Raw genomic sequence first — 14,606 nt, forward strand, 5'->3', positions numbered from 1 at the left:
TGAGACCGGCTCAGGCGGTACGGGCCGACAGCGGTCGGACGTCCCACACCCAGACGTCGAGTTCCCGGCGGGCGGGGCCGACGAGCTGCTCGACGGTCCGGCGCAGCGGCTCGGCGTTCTGCTGCCGCAGCGGCAGCACCAGCACGGCGGCGTTCCAGTGCCGCAGCTCGTCCAGGCTGCGCCGACGCTGCCGGTCGTCCAGCTTGGTGGTCCGCCCGGTGGTGGCGACCTCGTCGAGCAGCTGCCCGATCCCGCTGGGCCGCCCGCCGAACCGCCCCGGATCGCCGGTGTTGCCGTTGCGCGGGGCGAGGAAGTAGCCGCCCGGGATCTTGAAGTCGAGGTTGGTGGCCGCCGCCCAGCGCATCCCGTGGGTGTTGCCCATGCTGGGCACGGGCACCGGCACCAGGGTCTGCCCGGGGCCGACGTACTCCCGCCAGCGGTCGGCGGTGATGAAGTCCGGCACCGGCGGGCGGGAGGTCACCTTCAGCGGCATCGGCACGATCGGCAGCAGCGCCAGCACCAGGGCGGCCACCGTGACGGTCTTGGCGTGCCGCCACTGCGCGCCGCGCAGCGTCCAGGCCCGCTGCACGGCCAGCGCCAGCAGCATGCCGATCACCACGGAGGTGATCAGGGCGAACCGGGTGGGCACCACCGCGTCCAGCAGCGGCAGCCGCACCAGCAGCTCCCACGGCCCGGTCACCAGGTCCCGCCCCCACCAGGAGATCTGCTCACCGAGGGAGAGCAACGCGAAGAACGCGCCGGTCACGGCGAGCGCCCGGACCAGGCGTTCGCGGCGCAGCCAGAGCACGATGCCGACGGCGATCAGCGACAGGCTCCAGCCGAAGAAGGCGTTCTCCTCGGAGTAGTTCGGGGCCAGGTTGACGTTGGCCCGTTCGTTGCCGCCGAAGGTGGGCGAGCCGGGGGCGAAGAAGGCCGCGATGTCGTTGCCGTAGTCCTGCACCGCGTCACTGAGACCGTGGTACGCCATCGGCCCGGCGAACTGGACGTAGAGCGGGTACGCCAGCAGCGCCCCGGCCAGCACCGCGCACGCGGCCAGCCCCTTGGCCAGCGGACGCCACGCCGCCGACCAGAGCGCCGGCCGCTGGGCCACCATGGCGATCAGGAAGACGCCGCAGGCCAGGGCGGTGAAGAGCAGGATCTCCTCGTTGATGAAGGCCTGGCCGGTGACCAGCACGGCGAGCAGCACACCGTCGCGCAGCGGCCGGGTCGAGCGGGTCAGCACCATCACCCGCCACACGATGAACGGCAGCAGGAACTGGCTGATGATGTTGGGGTGCCAGTTGGCGTGCGAGAGCATCGCCGGGGAGAAACCGCAGAACCAGCCGCCGACCGCCGCGGCGAGCCGCCGTCGCACCAGGTGCCGGGACAGCACGTGGTACCAGGCGGCGGCGGTGCCGGCGAGGCCGAGGGTGACCAGCACCACGAAGGACACCGCCGGCCCGAACAGCAGGGTGACCGGCACCATCGGGATGCCCAGGGCCAGCACCGCCGTGTTGGCCATCAGGTTGACACCGTCGGGGAAGTTGAACTGGTCGGTGTAGAACGGGAACTCCCCGTGCAGCACCACCCGCACCGAGTGGGCCAGGAAGAACTGCACCTGCGCCGGGTCGCTGCTGTAGAGCGAGGCCACCCGGCCGGCCGGGTCGACCCAGATCCGACTGGTCACCCAGAGCGCGACGACCAGGAAGATGCCGTAGACCACCAGGTCCTTGCGGCGGGCCGTCCAGCGCCAGCGCCGCCACCAGGCAACCGGCGTCGCGCCGTCACCCTCCGTGTCCGCCGACCCCCGCTCCGGTACGCCCACCGCCGCCGGGCCGTCCTCGACGGCCGGTCGCCGCGGGGCCGCCCCGAGCGGCGCCGCCCCCGCTGGTGGCGCGTCGGCCGGCGACGCCTCGACCGTCCGGTCCACGGGGGCCGGCACACCCTTGGCGCGCAGGTCGACGGGGGTGGTCAGGGTCACGGGTGGGGGCGCCGTCGCGGTGGCCGTCGTGCCGCGGGCGGAGCCCCCGGAGTCGTCGGGGGCCGGTGCGGAGGCGCCACGGGGCTCGGCAGACGTCACAGTCGGCGGAGTCTACCGGAGCCGGGAAATAGTCCGAAATTCACTTCGGTGTCCCTTGTGGTGGTCGGGGGCACGGGTGCGGGGCGTCACCGGGCGTTGCGTACCATGTGGGTTTCCGACAACGACGGCGACGCGATCGGGGGCGTACAGATGGCTTCGGTTCGCCGTCGCGGCACGACGGTCACCGCGCTGCTCGGCCTGCTGCTGGCCGTCGCCGCCTGCGGCCCGGTCGCCGACCGTCAGGCCCGGGAGCTGCGGGTGGGCTACGACAGCCTGGACGGCACCCGGGCCGTGTGGCCGCCCCGTGGCGCGCTCGCCGGGGACGCCACCGCGACGGCGGCGGTGACCGCGGCGGTGCTCGGCTGGCGCTCGCCGATCGACGACCGGGTGCACCTGCCGTCCTCCGGCATCCTCTGGTCGGGCGAGGTCGACGGCGTCCCGCTCGCCCTGGTCGCCGCCGACGTGCCCGGGGAGAGCGCCTCCTGGCTGCTCCAGCTCACCGGCCACGATGGCTCCTACCAGGTGACCCGGGCCAGCGAGTACACCGACCCGGGTTACCTGGTCTACGCCGACGTGCTCCCGCTGTTCCTGCCCGACGGCCGGCGCTACCTGACCTCCGGCCGGGTGGAGCGGCTGCTCGGCCCGGACGGCCGGGCACTGATGCTGACCGACGGGCTCACCGCCCCGGTGAAGGTGCCCGACTGCCGGGCCGCGCCGGTGACGGTGACGCTGCGGGCCACCGAGTCGCTGCCCCGGGGGCGGGCCGCCGATCGACTGCTCGACCTGGGTACGGCGACCGCCGAGCCGAGGTACCCGTTGGTCCGGGACGAGACCGGGTCCGGTCGGCGGGCGCTGGACGGGTTGGACACCTGCGTCCTCGCCGACGAGCAGGGGCCGTTCGGGAGCATCCCGCGCCGGATCGGCGACCGGGACGCGCCGCGTTCGGTCCCCGAGTCGTGGCCGATGGAGAAGGTGTCCGTCCGGGCCGTCGGCGAGATGATGCTGGGCGGCGGCGACGACCCCGGTGACCTGGAGCAACTGACCTGGGAGACCGATGCGGGGACGATGACCGCGGTCGTCTACCGGCCGGCGGGCGAGGGCGGCCCGGTGGTCTCCCCCGCCGACCGGTCCAACCCGCTCCAGGCGTACGTGCTGCCGGTGCCGGGGCAGCCCCTGGTGGTGCTGACCTGGCGGGGCAACCGGGACGCCTCCCTCTCGGTGCCGCCCGGCACCCCCCGACTGGTGGACCGTCCGGGCCTGGTCGTGGTCCCGATGCCCGCCGCCCGGCAGACCTTCAGCCTCGCCACCGCCGAGAAGACCCACTACCGCTCCGCCGGCGGCCGCTGACCCCCCGCGCTCCCTCCCCTCCTCCGCCGCCCCGCCCCGGCTCTCGCCGCGCCGCCCCGCCCCGGCTCTCGCCGCGCCGCCCCCGCCCCTGCTCTCGCCGCGCCGCCCCCGGTGATCAAGAGGTTCAGGTCAGCGGGAGGTGTCTGGCTGACCTCAACCTCTTGATCACCGAGCACCGGGCGGGGGCGCGGCGCGGCAGAGGGGCAGGGGGAGGGGGAGAGCAAGGGTGAGGGCGGTCACGGCGGTGCCGTGACCGCCCTCAGGGAACGGTCGGGGGGGTCGGTCCGGTCAGTTCGGGCTGGTGTCGGTGGCCGGCAGGCGGACCGGCTCGACCGAGGTGGCGTCGCCGTCCAGGCCGGAGATCCAGCCGGTGACGTCCCGGGCCACGTCCTGGGCGGTCAGGCGCAGGTCGGTCAGGATCTGCGCGCGGGTGCCGTGCGGATGCCAGTCGGCCGGTACGCCCAGGTCGCGCAGCGGCACCCGGACGTCGGCGTCCCGCATCGCCTGGCCCAGCGCGTCACCGACACCGCCGACCCGGACGCCGTCCTCGACGGTGACCACCAGGCGGTGCCCGGCGGCCAGCTCGACAAGCTCGGCCGGGACCGGACGCACCCAGCGCGGGTCGACCACGGTGACGCCGTAGCCCTGCTCGGCCAGCCGGGACGCCACCTCCATGCCGAGCAGCCCGAAGGCGCCCACCGCCACCAGCAGCACGTCGGTACGCGTCGACTCGGCCAGCACGTCGACCGGGCCGACCCGGCGAATGGCCGGCAGGTCGGCGGCGACGGTGCCGGTCGGGAACCGGACGATGGTGGGACCGTCGTCGACGGCGATCGCCTCGCGCAGCTCCTCCCGGAGGCTGGCGGAATCCCGGGGGGCGGCGATCCGCAGACCCGGCACCACCCCGAAGACCGACATGTCCCAGATGCCGTAGTGGCTCGGCCCGTCCGGCCCGGTGATGCCGGCCCGGTCCAGCACGAAGGTCACCGGCAGCTTGTGCATCGCCACGTCCAGCAGAACCTGGTCGAAGGCGCGGTTGAGGAAGGTCGCGTAGACCGCCACCACCGGGTGCAGGCCGCCCATCGCCAGGCCGGCCGCCGAGGTGGCCGCGTGCTGCTCGGCGATGCCCACGTCGTACACCCGGTTCGGGTGCTTGCGGGCCAGGGTGGCGATGCCGGTCGGCTCGGCCATCGCGGCGGTGATCCCCACCACGTCGGGCCGCTCGTCGGCGATGGCGACCAGCTCGTCGGCGAAGACCTGGGTCCACTTCACCGACGGGGCGGCGAGCAGCTTGCCGGTCTCGACGTCGAACGCGCCCGGACCGTGCAGGCAGTCCGCCTCGTCCTCCTCGGCCGGACGGTAGCCGTAGCCCTTGCGGGTCACCGCGTGCACGATCACCGGGCCGCCGAAGTTCTTGGCCGCGCGCAGCGCCGACTCGACGGCGGCGATGTCGTGCCCGTCGACCGGGCCGACGTACTTGATGCCGAGGTCCTCGAACATCGCCTGCGGTGCGACCGCGTCCTTGATGCCCTTCTTGACCGCGTGCAGCACCTCGTACATCGGCTTGCCGACGAAGGGGGTGTTGCCGAGGGCGTCCTTGACCGTGTCGAGGACCTTCTCGTAGCCGGGGTTGAGCCGCAGCGACGACAGGTGGTCGGCAAGGCCGCCGATGGTCGGCGAGTAGGACCGGCCGTTGTCGTTGACCACGATCACCAGCCGGTTGCCGGAGGTGGCGATGTTGTTCAGCGCCTCCCAGCACATGCCGCCGGTGAGCGCGCCGTCGCCGACCACGGCCACCACGCTGCGCTGCTCGCCGCGCAGGGCGTACGCCTTGGCCAGCCCGTCGGCGTAGGACAGCGCGGTGGAGGCGTGCGAGTTCTCGATCAGGTCGTGCTCGCTCTCACCCTGGCTGGGGTAGCCGGAGAGGCCACCCCGCTGGCGGAGCTTGTCGAAGCCGTCCTGCCGGCCGGTGAGGATCTTGTGCACGTACGACTGGTGGCCGGTGTCGAACAGGAGCCGGTCGCGCGGGGAGTCGAAGACCCGGTGCATGGCCAGGGTCAGCTCCACCACACCCAGGTTGGGGCCGACGTGCCCGCCGGTACGGGAAACCTTGGCGATCAGGAAGTCACGGATCTCGGCGGCGAGGATGTCCAGCTGTTCGCCGGTCATCCGCTTGACGTCATGCGGACCACGGACGGTGCCCAGTAGCCGACCGTGGTTGGCCGTGTCCTCGTCAACACTCATGACGAGAGAGTCTATCGGCCGCCGCACACTCCGCAGCCCGCCCATGGATCATCGCAGGTGAGGCCCCGGATCCCTCAGCTGAGCACCACCAGCCGGCGCGGTGCGGGCCACCCGGCCGGCCCGTGCGGCGGCCCCGACGGGGTCCACGACCCCAGCACGGCGGCCCGCCGGGCACCGGTCACCGAGGGCACCGCGCCGGGCAGGCCGTGCCAGGACAACCACCCCAGCAGGGCGAACGCGTACGCCTCCTTGGCCTGGGTGGGCACCCCCAGCTCGGCGGTGGTCCGCAGCTCCCAGCGACCGGCCCCGAGGGCGGCCAGCCGGCCCCACAGGGTGGGGTTGCGCACCCCGCCACCGGCCGCCACCACCTCGGTCACCCCGTGCCCGTCACAGGCGGCGGCCACCGTCCGGGCGGTCAGCTCGGTCACCGTGGCGAACACGTCGTCGCGGGCGACCGGCTCGGCGAGTGCCGCCAGCCGGTCGTCCAGGTAGCCGGGGTGGAACAGCTCCTTGCCGGTGGACTTGGGCGGTGCCGCCGCGTAGTAGGGCTCGGCGAGCAGCAGCGCCAGCAGCCCGGGGTGCACCCGGCCCGCCGCCGCCCGTGCCCCGTCGACGTCGCAGGGCTGGTCGAGGAACCGGCGGGCCGCCGCGTCGAGCAGGGCGTTGGCCGGGCCGACGTCGTACCCGAGCACGGGTGCGCCCGGCGCGACCACGGTGAGGTTGGCGATGCCGCCCAGGTTGAGCGCCGCCCGCACGGTGCCGCCGGGCGGCCGCCGACCCCCGCCGGCCCCGCCGCCGCTGTCGCGGGATCGCCCGCCCGCCCCGCCTCCCGGCCGACCGCCCGCAGCTCTGCCGTCGCCGGAGTGCCGGCCCGCGGCACCGTCGTCGCCGGGCCGCCGGCCGGCAGCCGGGGCGAGCAGCAGGGCGTCGAAGGCGGGGACCAGCGGGGCGCCCTGCCCGCCGGCCGCGACGTCCGCGGACCGCAGGTCCGACAGCACGGGTACGCCCACCCGGGCGGCGACCCGGGCCGGCGCACCGAGCTGGAGGGTGCCCCGGACGGTGCCGCCGTCGACCCAGTGGAAGACGGTCTGCCCGGGTGAGACGACCACGTCGGCCCGTCCGCCGGCCAGCTCGACGCCGATCGCGGCGGCCTCGGCGAACACCTCACCGAGGGCGTTGTCGAGCCGGCAGACCGCCTCGACCGTGGTCGGACCCGGCGGCAGGACCGCCCCGATGCGTTCCCGCAACCCCTCGTCGTAGCCCAGCTCCCGGTGCCCCAACGGACGCATCCGCAGGGTCTCCCCCACGGCGGTGAACTCGGCGGCGACCACGTCCACCCCGTCGTACGAGGTGCCCGACATCAACCCGACGATCCGCATCGCGCCGGGTCGGTCAGCGGGCCGGCGGCAGGAACAGGCCGACCAGTTCGACGTGCCGGGTCATCGGGAACAGGTCGTAGCCGCGCAGCGCGGCGAGCCGCCAGCCGGCCTGGCCGAAGGTGTGCACGTCCCGGGCGAACGCGGCCGGGTCGCAGGCCACGTAGGCGACCGCCCGGGGGGTGGCGGCGACCAGGTGCCGGACCACGGCCGCGCCGGCACCGGTGCGCGGCGGGTCGAGCACCACCAGGTCGACCGGGCCGGTCACCCGACGGCGGGCCAGCGCGGTCTCCACCCGGGCGGCGACCACCTCGACCCCGGACAGGTCGGCCAGGTTCCGCCGGGCGGCGGCGACCCCCTCGGCGGCGGACTCGACCACGGTGATCCGGGCCTGCGGGCCGACCCGGTCGGCGAGCGCGGCGGCGAACAGGCCCGCCCCGCCGTACAGGTCCCAGGCGGATTCGCCGGGCTGCGGGGCGAGCAGGTCGAGGACCGCGTCGACCAGGGTGTCGGCGGCGGCCGGGTGCACCTGCCAGAACCCGCCGGCCGGCACCGTCCAGTCCCGCCCGGCAGCGGTCTCCCGCACCGCCACCGGCCCGTCGCCCGCAGCCGACACCCGGGCGTCGGGCGGAGCCGCCGGGTGGACCGGAGCGTCGGGCCGGGTGGACACCCCGTCGGGCAGGGTGGTGACGACGACGTCGCCACCGGTCGACGCGACCGTCGCCACCGCCTCGGCCGTCGGCCAGCGCTGCCCGAGCACCGGCAGCGCCTGGATCGCCGGGTGGGCGATCAGGCAGCGGTCGATCGGCACCACCTCGTGCGAGCGGTGCTTGAGCAGCCCGGCCCGGCCGGCGGCGTCGACCGCGTACCGGACCCGGGACCGCCAGCCCAGCGGGCCGCCGGGCAGCGCTCGGACGGTGACCCGCAGCCCGTCGATCTCCGCGTCGGTGAGCCCACCGAGGCGGGTCAGCTGCTCGCGGACCACGGCCGTCTTCCAGTCGAGCTGGGCGGCCGGGGTCACGTGCTGGAGGTCGCAACCACCGCACCCGCCCGGCCGGGCGTACGGGCAGGGCGGGGTGACCCGGTCCGGCGACGCCGTGCGGATCTCGACGGCGTCGGCGCGGGCGAAGCCCCGATGCAGCTCGGTCACCTCGGCGACCACCCGCTCACCGGGCAGCGCGTGCCGGACGAAGACCACCTGGCCGTCGACCCGGGCCACGCAGTGCCCACCCGGGGCGACCGCGTCGACGGTCAGCTCGACCCGCTCGGCCTCCTCCAACCCGGACCGCCACTCCGACCCGGCGTCGCCGCTGCCGGCCGACCCGGCAGGGGCGGTGGTCCCGCCGGCCGACCCGGCAGGGGCGGTGGTCACAGGATGGGCGGGGCCGGGGTGAGCGGTCACGGGCGGTCTCCGGACGACTGGTCGGGCTCGGCGGGCGGGGTGGGGACGACCACCGGCGGCACGGGCGGCGGCAGGGTGCTGCGCGGCGCGACCCGTGGCCCCCGGGCGGGGGTACGGCTCAGCGTCTCGTCCAGCCGGTCGAGGTTCTTGGTCGCGGTGGAGGCCAGCTGCCACGGCACACTGGTCACCATCACGCCCGGCTCGAAGAGCAGCCGGCCCTTGAGCCGCAACGCGCTCTGGTTGTGCAGCAGGTTCTCCCACCAGTGGCCGACGACGTACTCGGGGATGAAGACGGTGACCACGTCGCGGGGCGACTCCCGGCGGGTGTTGGCCACGAAGTTCAGGATCGGCCGGGTGATCTCCCGGTACGGCGAGTCGACCACGGTCAGCGGCACCGGCAGTTCGCGCCGCTCCCACTCCTGCTGGAGCTGCCGGGTGTCCTTCTCGTCCACGTTGACGGTGACCGCGGTGAGCGTGTCCGGCCGGGTGGCGCGGGCGTACGCGATGGCCCGCAGGGTCGGTTGGTGCAGCTTGCTGACCAGCACGATGGCGTGGTTGCGGGCGGGCAGCACCCCGCGCACCTCGGTCGGTTCCAGCTCGGCGGCGATCCGGTCGTAGTGCCGGCGGATGGCCAGCATCAGCAGGTAGATCACCGCCATCGCGGCGATGGCGATCCACGCGCCGAGCAGGAACTTGGTGAGCAGCACGATGACCAGCACGGTGCCGGTCATCGCCATGCCGAACGCGTTGATCGCCCGGGAACGGAACATCCGGCGGCGGGCCTCCGGATCCCGCTCGGTGCGCAGGTGCCGGTTCCAGTGCCGGATCATGCCGGCCTGGGAGAGCGTGAACGAGACGAAGACGCCGACGATGTAGAGCTGGATCAGCCGGGTCACCTCGGCCTGGAAGCCGACGATCAGCACGATCGCGAAGACGGCGAGGAAGACGATCCCGTTGGAGAAGGCCAGCCGGTCGCCCCGGGTGTGCAGCTGCCGGGGCAGGTAGCGGTCCTGGGCGAGGATCGAGCCGAGCACCGGGAAACCGTTGAACGCGGTGTTCGCGGCCAGGAAGAGGATCAGCGCGGTCATCCCGGCGACCACGTAGAGCAGCACCGACCCGCCCCCGAAGACGGTCTCGCCGAGTTGGGCGGTGACGGTCTTCTGCACGTACCCGTCGGGGCCGGAGAGGATCTGGGTGCGCGGATCCTCGACGAACTGCAGGCCGGTCAGCCGGGCCAGCCAGATGATGCCGACCAGCATGGCCACTGAGATGCTGCCGAGCAGCAGCAGCGTGGTGGCCGCGTTGCGGCTCTTCGGGGCCTTGAACGCCGGCACCCCGTTGGAGATCGCCTCGACCCCGGTCAGCGCGGCGCAGCCGGAGGAGAAGGTGCGCAGCAGCAGGAAGACCAGCGCGAAGCCGGTGACGCTGTGCTCCGCCTGGATCTCCAGCCCGGCGCTGGGGGCGCGCAGGTCGTCACCGAGGACGAAGTACCGGACCAGTCCGGTGAGGATCATCCCGCCGATGACGATCACGAAGCCGTACGTCGGGATGGCGAACGCGGTGCCGGACTCGCGCAGCCCGCGCAGGTTCATCGCGGTCAGCAGCACCACCGCGCTCACCGCGATCAGCACCTTGTGGGTGGCCACGAAGGGCACCACCGAGCCGAGGTTGGCCACCCCGGAGGAGACCGACACGGCGACGGTCAGCACGTAGTCGACCAGCAGCGCGCTGGCCACCGCCAGCCCGGCCCGGGGGCCGAGGTTGACCGTGGCCACCTCGTAGTCGCCGCCGCCGGAGGGGTAGGCGTGCACGTTCTGCCGGTAGCTGGCCACCACGGTCAGCATGACCACGACCACCGCGAGGGCGATCCACGGGGAGAACAGGAACGCCGACGCCCCGGCGATGGAGAGGGTCAGCAGGATCTCGTCCGGGGCGTACGCGACGCTGGACAGGGCGTCGGAGGCGAAGACCGGCAGGGCGATGCGCTTGGGCAGCAGGGTGTGCTGGAGCCGGTCGGACCGGAACGGTCGACCGACGAGGAGTCGCTTCAGCAGCGAGGTGGGACTGGCCACAAGCGCTAAGGGTACGACCACCGGATGGTGGCCGCCGGGGGGTGCCTGGTCCCGTTCCCACGCCCCGGCGCGGTACGGTTCGGTCCCCCGGCGGCGGGGCGGACGTGGCAGGCTCGCAGACGACAGTCGCCGGCAGGCAGGCGCACCATGGGAGGGACACCGTGCACGTCGTGATCATGGGCTGTGGGCGGGTCGGCTCGACGCTGGCCTACAGCCTGGAGTCCCGGGGGCACTCGGTGGCGGTGATCGACCAGGACGCCGACGCGTTCCGCCGCCTCGGCCCCGACTTCGCCGGGATCACCGTCACCGGCGCCGGCTTCGACGGCGAGGTGCTGCGCCAGGCCGGCATCGAGCGGGCGGACGCCTTCGCCGCCGTGTCCAGCGGCGACAACTCCAACATCATCTCGGCCCGGTTGGCCCGCGAGACGTTCGGTGTCTCCCGGGTCGCGGCCCGGATCTACGACCAGCGCCGGGCCCAGGTCTACGAGCGGCTCGGCATCCCCACCGTCGCCACCGTGCGCTGGACGGCCGACCGGATGCTGCGCCACCTGGTACCCGAGGGCAACGTGGAGATCTTCCGGGATCCGACCAGCACCGTGTCGATCATCGAGGTGCCGGTGCACAAGGACTGGATCGGTCGGCCGCTGCGCCAGCTGGAGGAGGCGGCCGGCACCCGGGTGGCGTACCTGACCCGGTTCGGCATCGGCATGCTGCCCACCGCGTCCAGCGTCGTGCAGGAGGGTGACCAGCTCTACGTGCTGGTCACCGACGACATCGCCGCCCCGGTCACCGCGGTGGCCGCGACGCCGCCCGAAGGAGGGCACTGAGCATGCGGATCGCCATCGCGGGTGCCGGCAACGTGGGCCGGTCGATCGCCCAGGAGCTGATCGACAACGGCCACCAGGTGATGCTGATCGAACGGCAGCCCCGGATGCTGCGCCCGGACCGGGTGCCCACCGCCGACTGGGTGCTGGCGGACGCCTGCGAGCTGGCCAGCCTGGAGGAGGCGAACGTCGCGGGCTGTGACGTGGTGGTCGCCGCCACCGGTGACGACAAGGTCAACCTGGTGGTGTCCCTGCTGGCCAAGACCGAGTTCGCGGTGCCCCGGGTGGTGGCCCGGGTCAACCGGGCCGAGAACGAGTGGCTCTTCACCGAGCAGTGGGGTGTCGACGTGGCGGTCAGCAAGCCGCGGGTGATGGCCGCGCTGGTCGAGGAGGCGGTCACCGTCGGCGACCTGGTCCGGCTGATGACGTTCCGGCAGGGCGAGGCGAACCTGGTGGAGATCACCCTGCCGCCGAGCGCGCCCTACGTCGGCCAGCCGATCCACGCCGTGCCGATCCCCCGGGACGCCGCGCTGGTGGCGATCCTGCGCGGCAAGCGGGTGCTGGTGCCCAGCCCCGACGACCCGATCGAGGCCGGCGACGAGCTGATCTTCGTGTGCACCGCCGAGGTGGAGGACGAGGTACGCGGGGTCATCCTCGGCCCGGACAGCGTGGAACGGACCCGGGCCACCGGCTGAGCCGCCGGAGGTGACGGGCCGGCCCCGGGGTCTCAGGGGGCGGACAGCGGCGGGGTGGCCGGTTCCCGGGTCACCCGCCGCACCGTCCAGACCGTGATCAGCAGCAGCAGCGCGTACGGCGGATAGCCGAGGGCGAGCCGGGCCACCCCCAGCGCGGTGTCCTGGTGGGCCAGGTAGAGCCCGGCCTGCACCCCGACCTTGGCCAGCCACACCACCCCCCAGAGCACGGTGAGCTGGGTGAAGGTGCGTACCAGCCGGGGATTGTCGCGCCACTCGGAGCGTCCCTTGGCCACCAGCACCGACCAGATCCACCCCACCAGGGGCTGCCGGATCGCCGCCGAGAGCAGCAGGACGATGCCGTAGCCGATCCCGTACAGGATGCCCGGGAGGTAGAAGTCCCGCTCGTCCCCCGTACGCCAGGCGATGGCCGCGCCGATCGCGACACCGAAGAGCCCGTTGACCGCGTGCCGGACCGGACGACGCTGCACCAGCCGGGCCACCGCGATCAGCACGGCCACCCCGATCGAGGCGATCACCGCCGGCCGCAGCTCCCCCAGCACGTTGGCCAGGACGAACACCACCACCGGGATGCTGGACTCGACCAGCCCGCGCCAGCCACCCAGCTGCTCGGCCATCTGCTCGGCCATGCTGGGCAGTTGTTCGTCGTCCGCCGGGGTGGTCTGCGGCTCGGTGGCCGGGGGCTGTCCCGTCGTCACTTCGGCGACTCCAGCTCGTAGTACGGGTTGTAGATGACCTTGCGGTCGTCCCGGACGGCCACCCGGCCCCGTGCGGTCAGGTGCCGGCCCGGCTCGATGCCGGCGATGTGCCGCCGACCCAGCCAGACCAGGGTGACCACGTCACTGCCGTCGTACAGGTCCGCCTCGAGGGTGGGCAGGTTGGTGCGCGGCGTGTAGACCACCGTGCGGAGCCGCCCGGCGACCGAGACCACCTGCCCCCGCATGCACTGCCGGGCCAGCACACCGCCGGACTCGGCACTCTCCCGGCGCAGCTCCTGGGCCTCGATCTCGGCCTCGCTGGCGGTGAACCGGCGCAGGATGTCCCGCAGCGACAGCCGGCTCTCGTCGGTCGACATGACCTCCGCGTCACCCTCTCCACGCTGACCGGTCGGCACCGGTGCTGCCCCGGCCCCGGGACGGGGCCGTGTCGCCAGCGTACGCCGGTCCGGCCCGATCAGGTCGATGCGGTGCTGTCCGCGCCGACGGACCGGGGCACCGGCCGGGCCGGCGGGGTCGGACAGCGGACCGGCCGAGGGGGTGCGGACGGCAGTCCGGGCCGGACGGCGCGTCACCGCGGTGACGCGCCGTCCGGCCCGGACGTGCGCGGTCAGGCCTCGCCGGGGGTGGCGCCTTCTCCGGCCTGCTCGGCCATCTCCCGGGGCAGCCGCAGCGGCAGCGGCTCGCGGACCGGCTTCGCCTCCTGGCCCCGGTCGACGACCAGGCCGTCCAGGCAGGTCGCGAGCGGGCCGGCGGCGGCCGGGTCGGTGGCGGCGGCACCCTGGTAGACGCCCCGGACCATCCAGCGCGGCCCGTCGACGCCGACGAAACGCAGGTCGGTGGGGCCGTCCGGGGTCCGCACCCGGGCGTGCAGCTCGACGCCGTACTCGCCCTGGCTCTCCTGCACGGTCGCGCCGTCACCGACCAGCGACTGCCGGATCTCCTCGCGGACCTCGTCCCAGATGCCCTCGGACCGGGGGGCGGCGAAGACGCCGAGCTGGAGGGCGTTCTCCCCGTGCACCAGCACCACCTGCTGGACGACGCCCTGCGGGTCGGCCTGCACCCGCACCTCGACCCCGGGCACCGCCGGGATGTGCAGGCTGCCCAGGTCGAGCCGCTGCACGTCGTCCGGTGCCTCCGACAGGTCGTACGGCCCTCGGGGCGGGCCCGCCGCCTCGTACGAGTCGAGGACGTCGGCCCGCTGGTCACGGGCGTGCCGCCCGCCGTCGGCCCGCTTTCGGGAGAAGATCACTGCGCCCACCCTCCGCTGTTCGCACTCACCCTGCCACCTCTTCCGTCCGTTCGCCCGCCCGGTGGTCGTCCCCGGTCGGACCGCCGGGCGGGGGCACCAGCCCGGCGTGGCCACCGGTCGAACCGTGCCCGCCGGCTCCCCGTCGGGACTCGGGCAGCGCTGCCACCGGCTGGAAATCGACCCGCTCCACCCGCTGGACAACGAGCTGCGCGATGCGATCGCCACGGGAGATCTTCGCCGGTACGTCCCGATCATGGTTGATCAGGTTGACCAGAATCTCACCCCGGTAACCGGCGTCGACCGTACCGGGCGCGTTGAGCACCGTCACGCCGAGCCTGGCGGCCAGCCCCGAGCGCGGGTGGACCAGACCGACGTAGCCCTCCGGCAGGGCCAGCGCCACGCCGGTGGGGACCAGTGCCCGGCCGCCCGGGGGCAGCTCGACGTCCGCGGCGGCCACCAGGTCCGCGCCGGCGTCGCCGGGATGGGCGTACGCGGGTAGCGGCAGCTCCGGGTCGAGCTGCCGCACGGGCACGGGTACGACATGGGTCACGGGCTGCCTCTTCCGTCGACGTTCGCGGGG

General features: G+C 74.1%; 12 protein-coding genes. 3 read left to right on the plus strand and 9 right to left on the minus strand.

What is annotated here, in order from left to right; translation table 11 throughout:
- Positions 1-10: 10 nt before the first annotated feature.
- Complete coding sequence (locus GA0070623_RS10210) at positions 11-1,942, minus strand: glycosyltransferase family protein (RefSeq protein ID WP_067313742.1); 1,932 nt, start codon at positions 1,940-1,942, stop codon at positions 11-13.
- Between the two features lie 288 nt (positions 1,943-2,230).
- Between GA0070623_RS10210 and GA0070623_RS10215 the strand changes: the two genes are divergently transcribed.
- Positions 2,231-3,427: a hypothetical protein gene (locus GA0070623_RS10215; RefSeq protein ID WP_067313740.1), complete on the plus strand. Its 1,197-nt coding sequence runs from the start codon at positions 2,231-2,233 to the stop codon at positions 3,425-3,427.
- Between the two features lie 288 nt (positions 3,428-3,715).
- Here GA0070623_RS10215 and dxs read toward each other — a convergent pair whose 3' ends face one another.
- The 4 genes from dxs to GA0070623_RS10240 all read right to left on the minus strand — a co-directional run bounded on the left by dxs (position 3,716) and on the right by GA0070623_RS10240 (position 10,521).
- Complete coding sequence (dxs, locus tag GA0070623_RS10220; RefSeq protein WP_067313724.1) at positions 3,716-5,671, minus strand: 1-deoxy-D-xylulose-5-phosphate synthase; 1,956 nt, start codon at positions 5,669-5,671, stop codon at positions 3,716-3,718.
- A gap of 74 nt (positions 5,672-5,745) precedes the next feature.
- Entirely contained in the window at positions 5,746-7,050 is a 1,305-nt protein-coding gene (locus GA0070623_RS30950; protein ID WP_269458979.1) for an anhydro-N-acetylmuramic acid kinase, read from the minus strand.
- 13 nt (positions 7,051-7,063) lie between these two features.
- Positions 7,064-8,326 carry a class I SAM-dependent RNA methyltransferase gene (locus tag GA0070623_RS10235; RefSeq protein ID WP_067315227.1) on the minus strand — a complete coding sequence of 421 codons (1,263 nt, stop codon included), beginning with the start codon at positions 8,324-8,326 and terminating at the stop codon, positions 7,064-7,066.
- A 119-nt stretch (positions 8,327-8,445) separates the two neighbouring features.
- Positions 8,446-10,521 (minus strand): APC family permease, encoded by a 2,076-nt coding sequence (locus GA0070623_RS10240; protein WP_067315223.1) that lies wholly within the window; start codon positions 10,519-10,521, stop codon positions 8,446-8,448.
- A 161-nt stretch (positions 10,522-10,682) separates the two neighbouring features.
- Between GA0070623_RS10240 and GA0070623_RS10245 the strand changes: the two genes are divergently transcribed.
- Both GA0070623_RS10245 and GA0070623_RS10250 read left to right on the plus strand, forming a co-directional pair.
- The gene (locus GA0070623_RS10245; protein ID WP_067315220.1) at positions 10,683-11,348 is read left to right on the plus strand and encodes a potassium channel family protein; all 666 of its coding nucleotides are present in this window, start codon (positions 10,683-10,685) and stop codon (positions 11,346-11,348) included.
- A 2-nt stretch (positions 11,349-11,350) separates the two neighbouring features.
- Positions 11,351-12,040: a potassium channel family protein gene (locus GA0070623_RS10250; protein ID WP_067315217.1), complete on the plus strand. Its 690-nt coding sequence runs from the start codon at positions 11,351-11,353 to the stop codon at positions 12,038-12,040.
- 32 nt (positions 12,041-12,072) lie between these two features.
- On the opposite strand, the gene GA0070623_RS10255 is transcribed toward GA0070623_RS10250, so the two are convergent.
- From GA0070623_RS10255 to dut, 4 genes are all read right to left on the minus strand, one after another.
- On the minus strand, positions 12,073-12,756 hold the full coding sequence (locus tag GA0070623_RS10255; RefSeq protein ID WP_067315215.1) for a DUF3159 domain-containing protein: 684 nt from the start codon (positions 12,754-12,756) through the stop codon (positions 12,073-12,075).
- A complete protein-coding gene (locus GA0070623_RS10260; RefSeq protein ID WP_067315225.1) occupies positions 12,753-13,133 on the minus strand; it encodes an OB-fold nucleic acid binding domain-containing protein in 381 nt (126 codons plus the stop codon). The genes GA0070623_RS10255 and GA0070623_RS10260 overlap by 4 nt, the downstream gene beginning before the upstream one ends.
- 251 nt (positions 13,134-13,384) lie before the next feature.
- Positions 13,385-14,026 (minus strand): DUF3710 domain-containing protein, encoded by a 642-nt coding sequence (locus GA0070623_RS10265; RefSeq protein ID WP_067315211.1) that lies wholly within the window; start codon positions 14,024-14,026, stop codon positions 13,385-13,387.
- A gap of 25 nt (positions 14,027-14,051) precedes the next feature.
- Positions 14,052-14,576, minus strand: coding sequence for a dUTP diphosphatase (gene dut, locus GA0070623_RS10270; RefSeq protein ID WP_089003993.1), 525 nt, complete (start codon positions 14,574-14,576; stop codon positions 14,052-14,054).
- Positions 14,577-14,606 lie beyond the last annotated feature (30 nt).

The sequence above is a fragment of the Micromonospora rifamycinica genome, assembly GCF_900090265.1.
GTDB lineage: Bacteria > Actinomycetota > Actinomycetes > Mycobacteriales > Micromonosporaceae > Micromonospora > Micromonospora rifamycinica.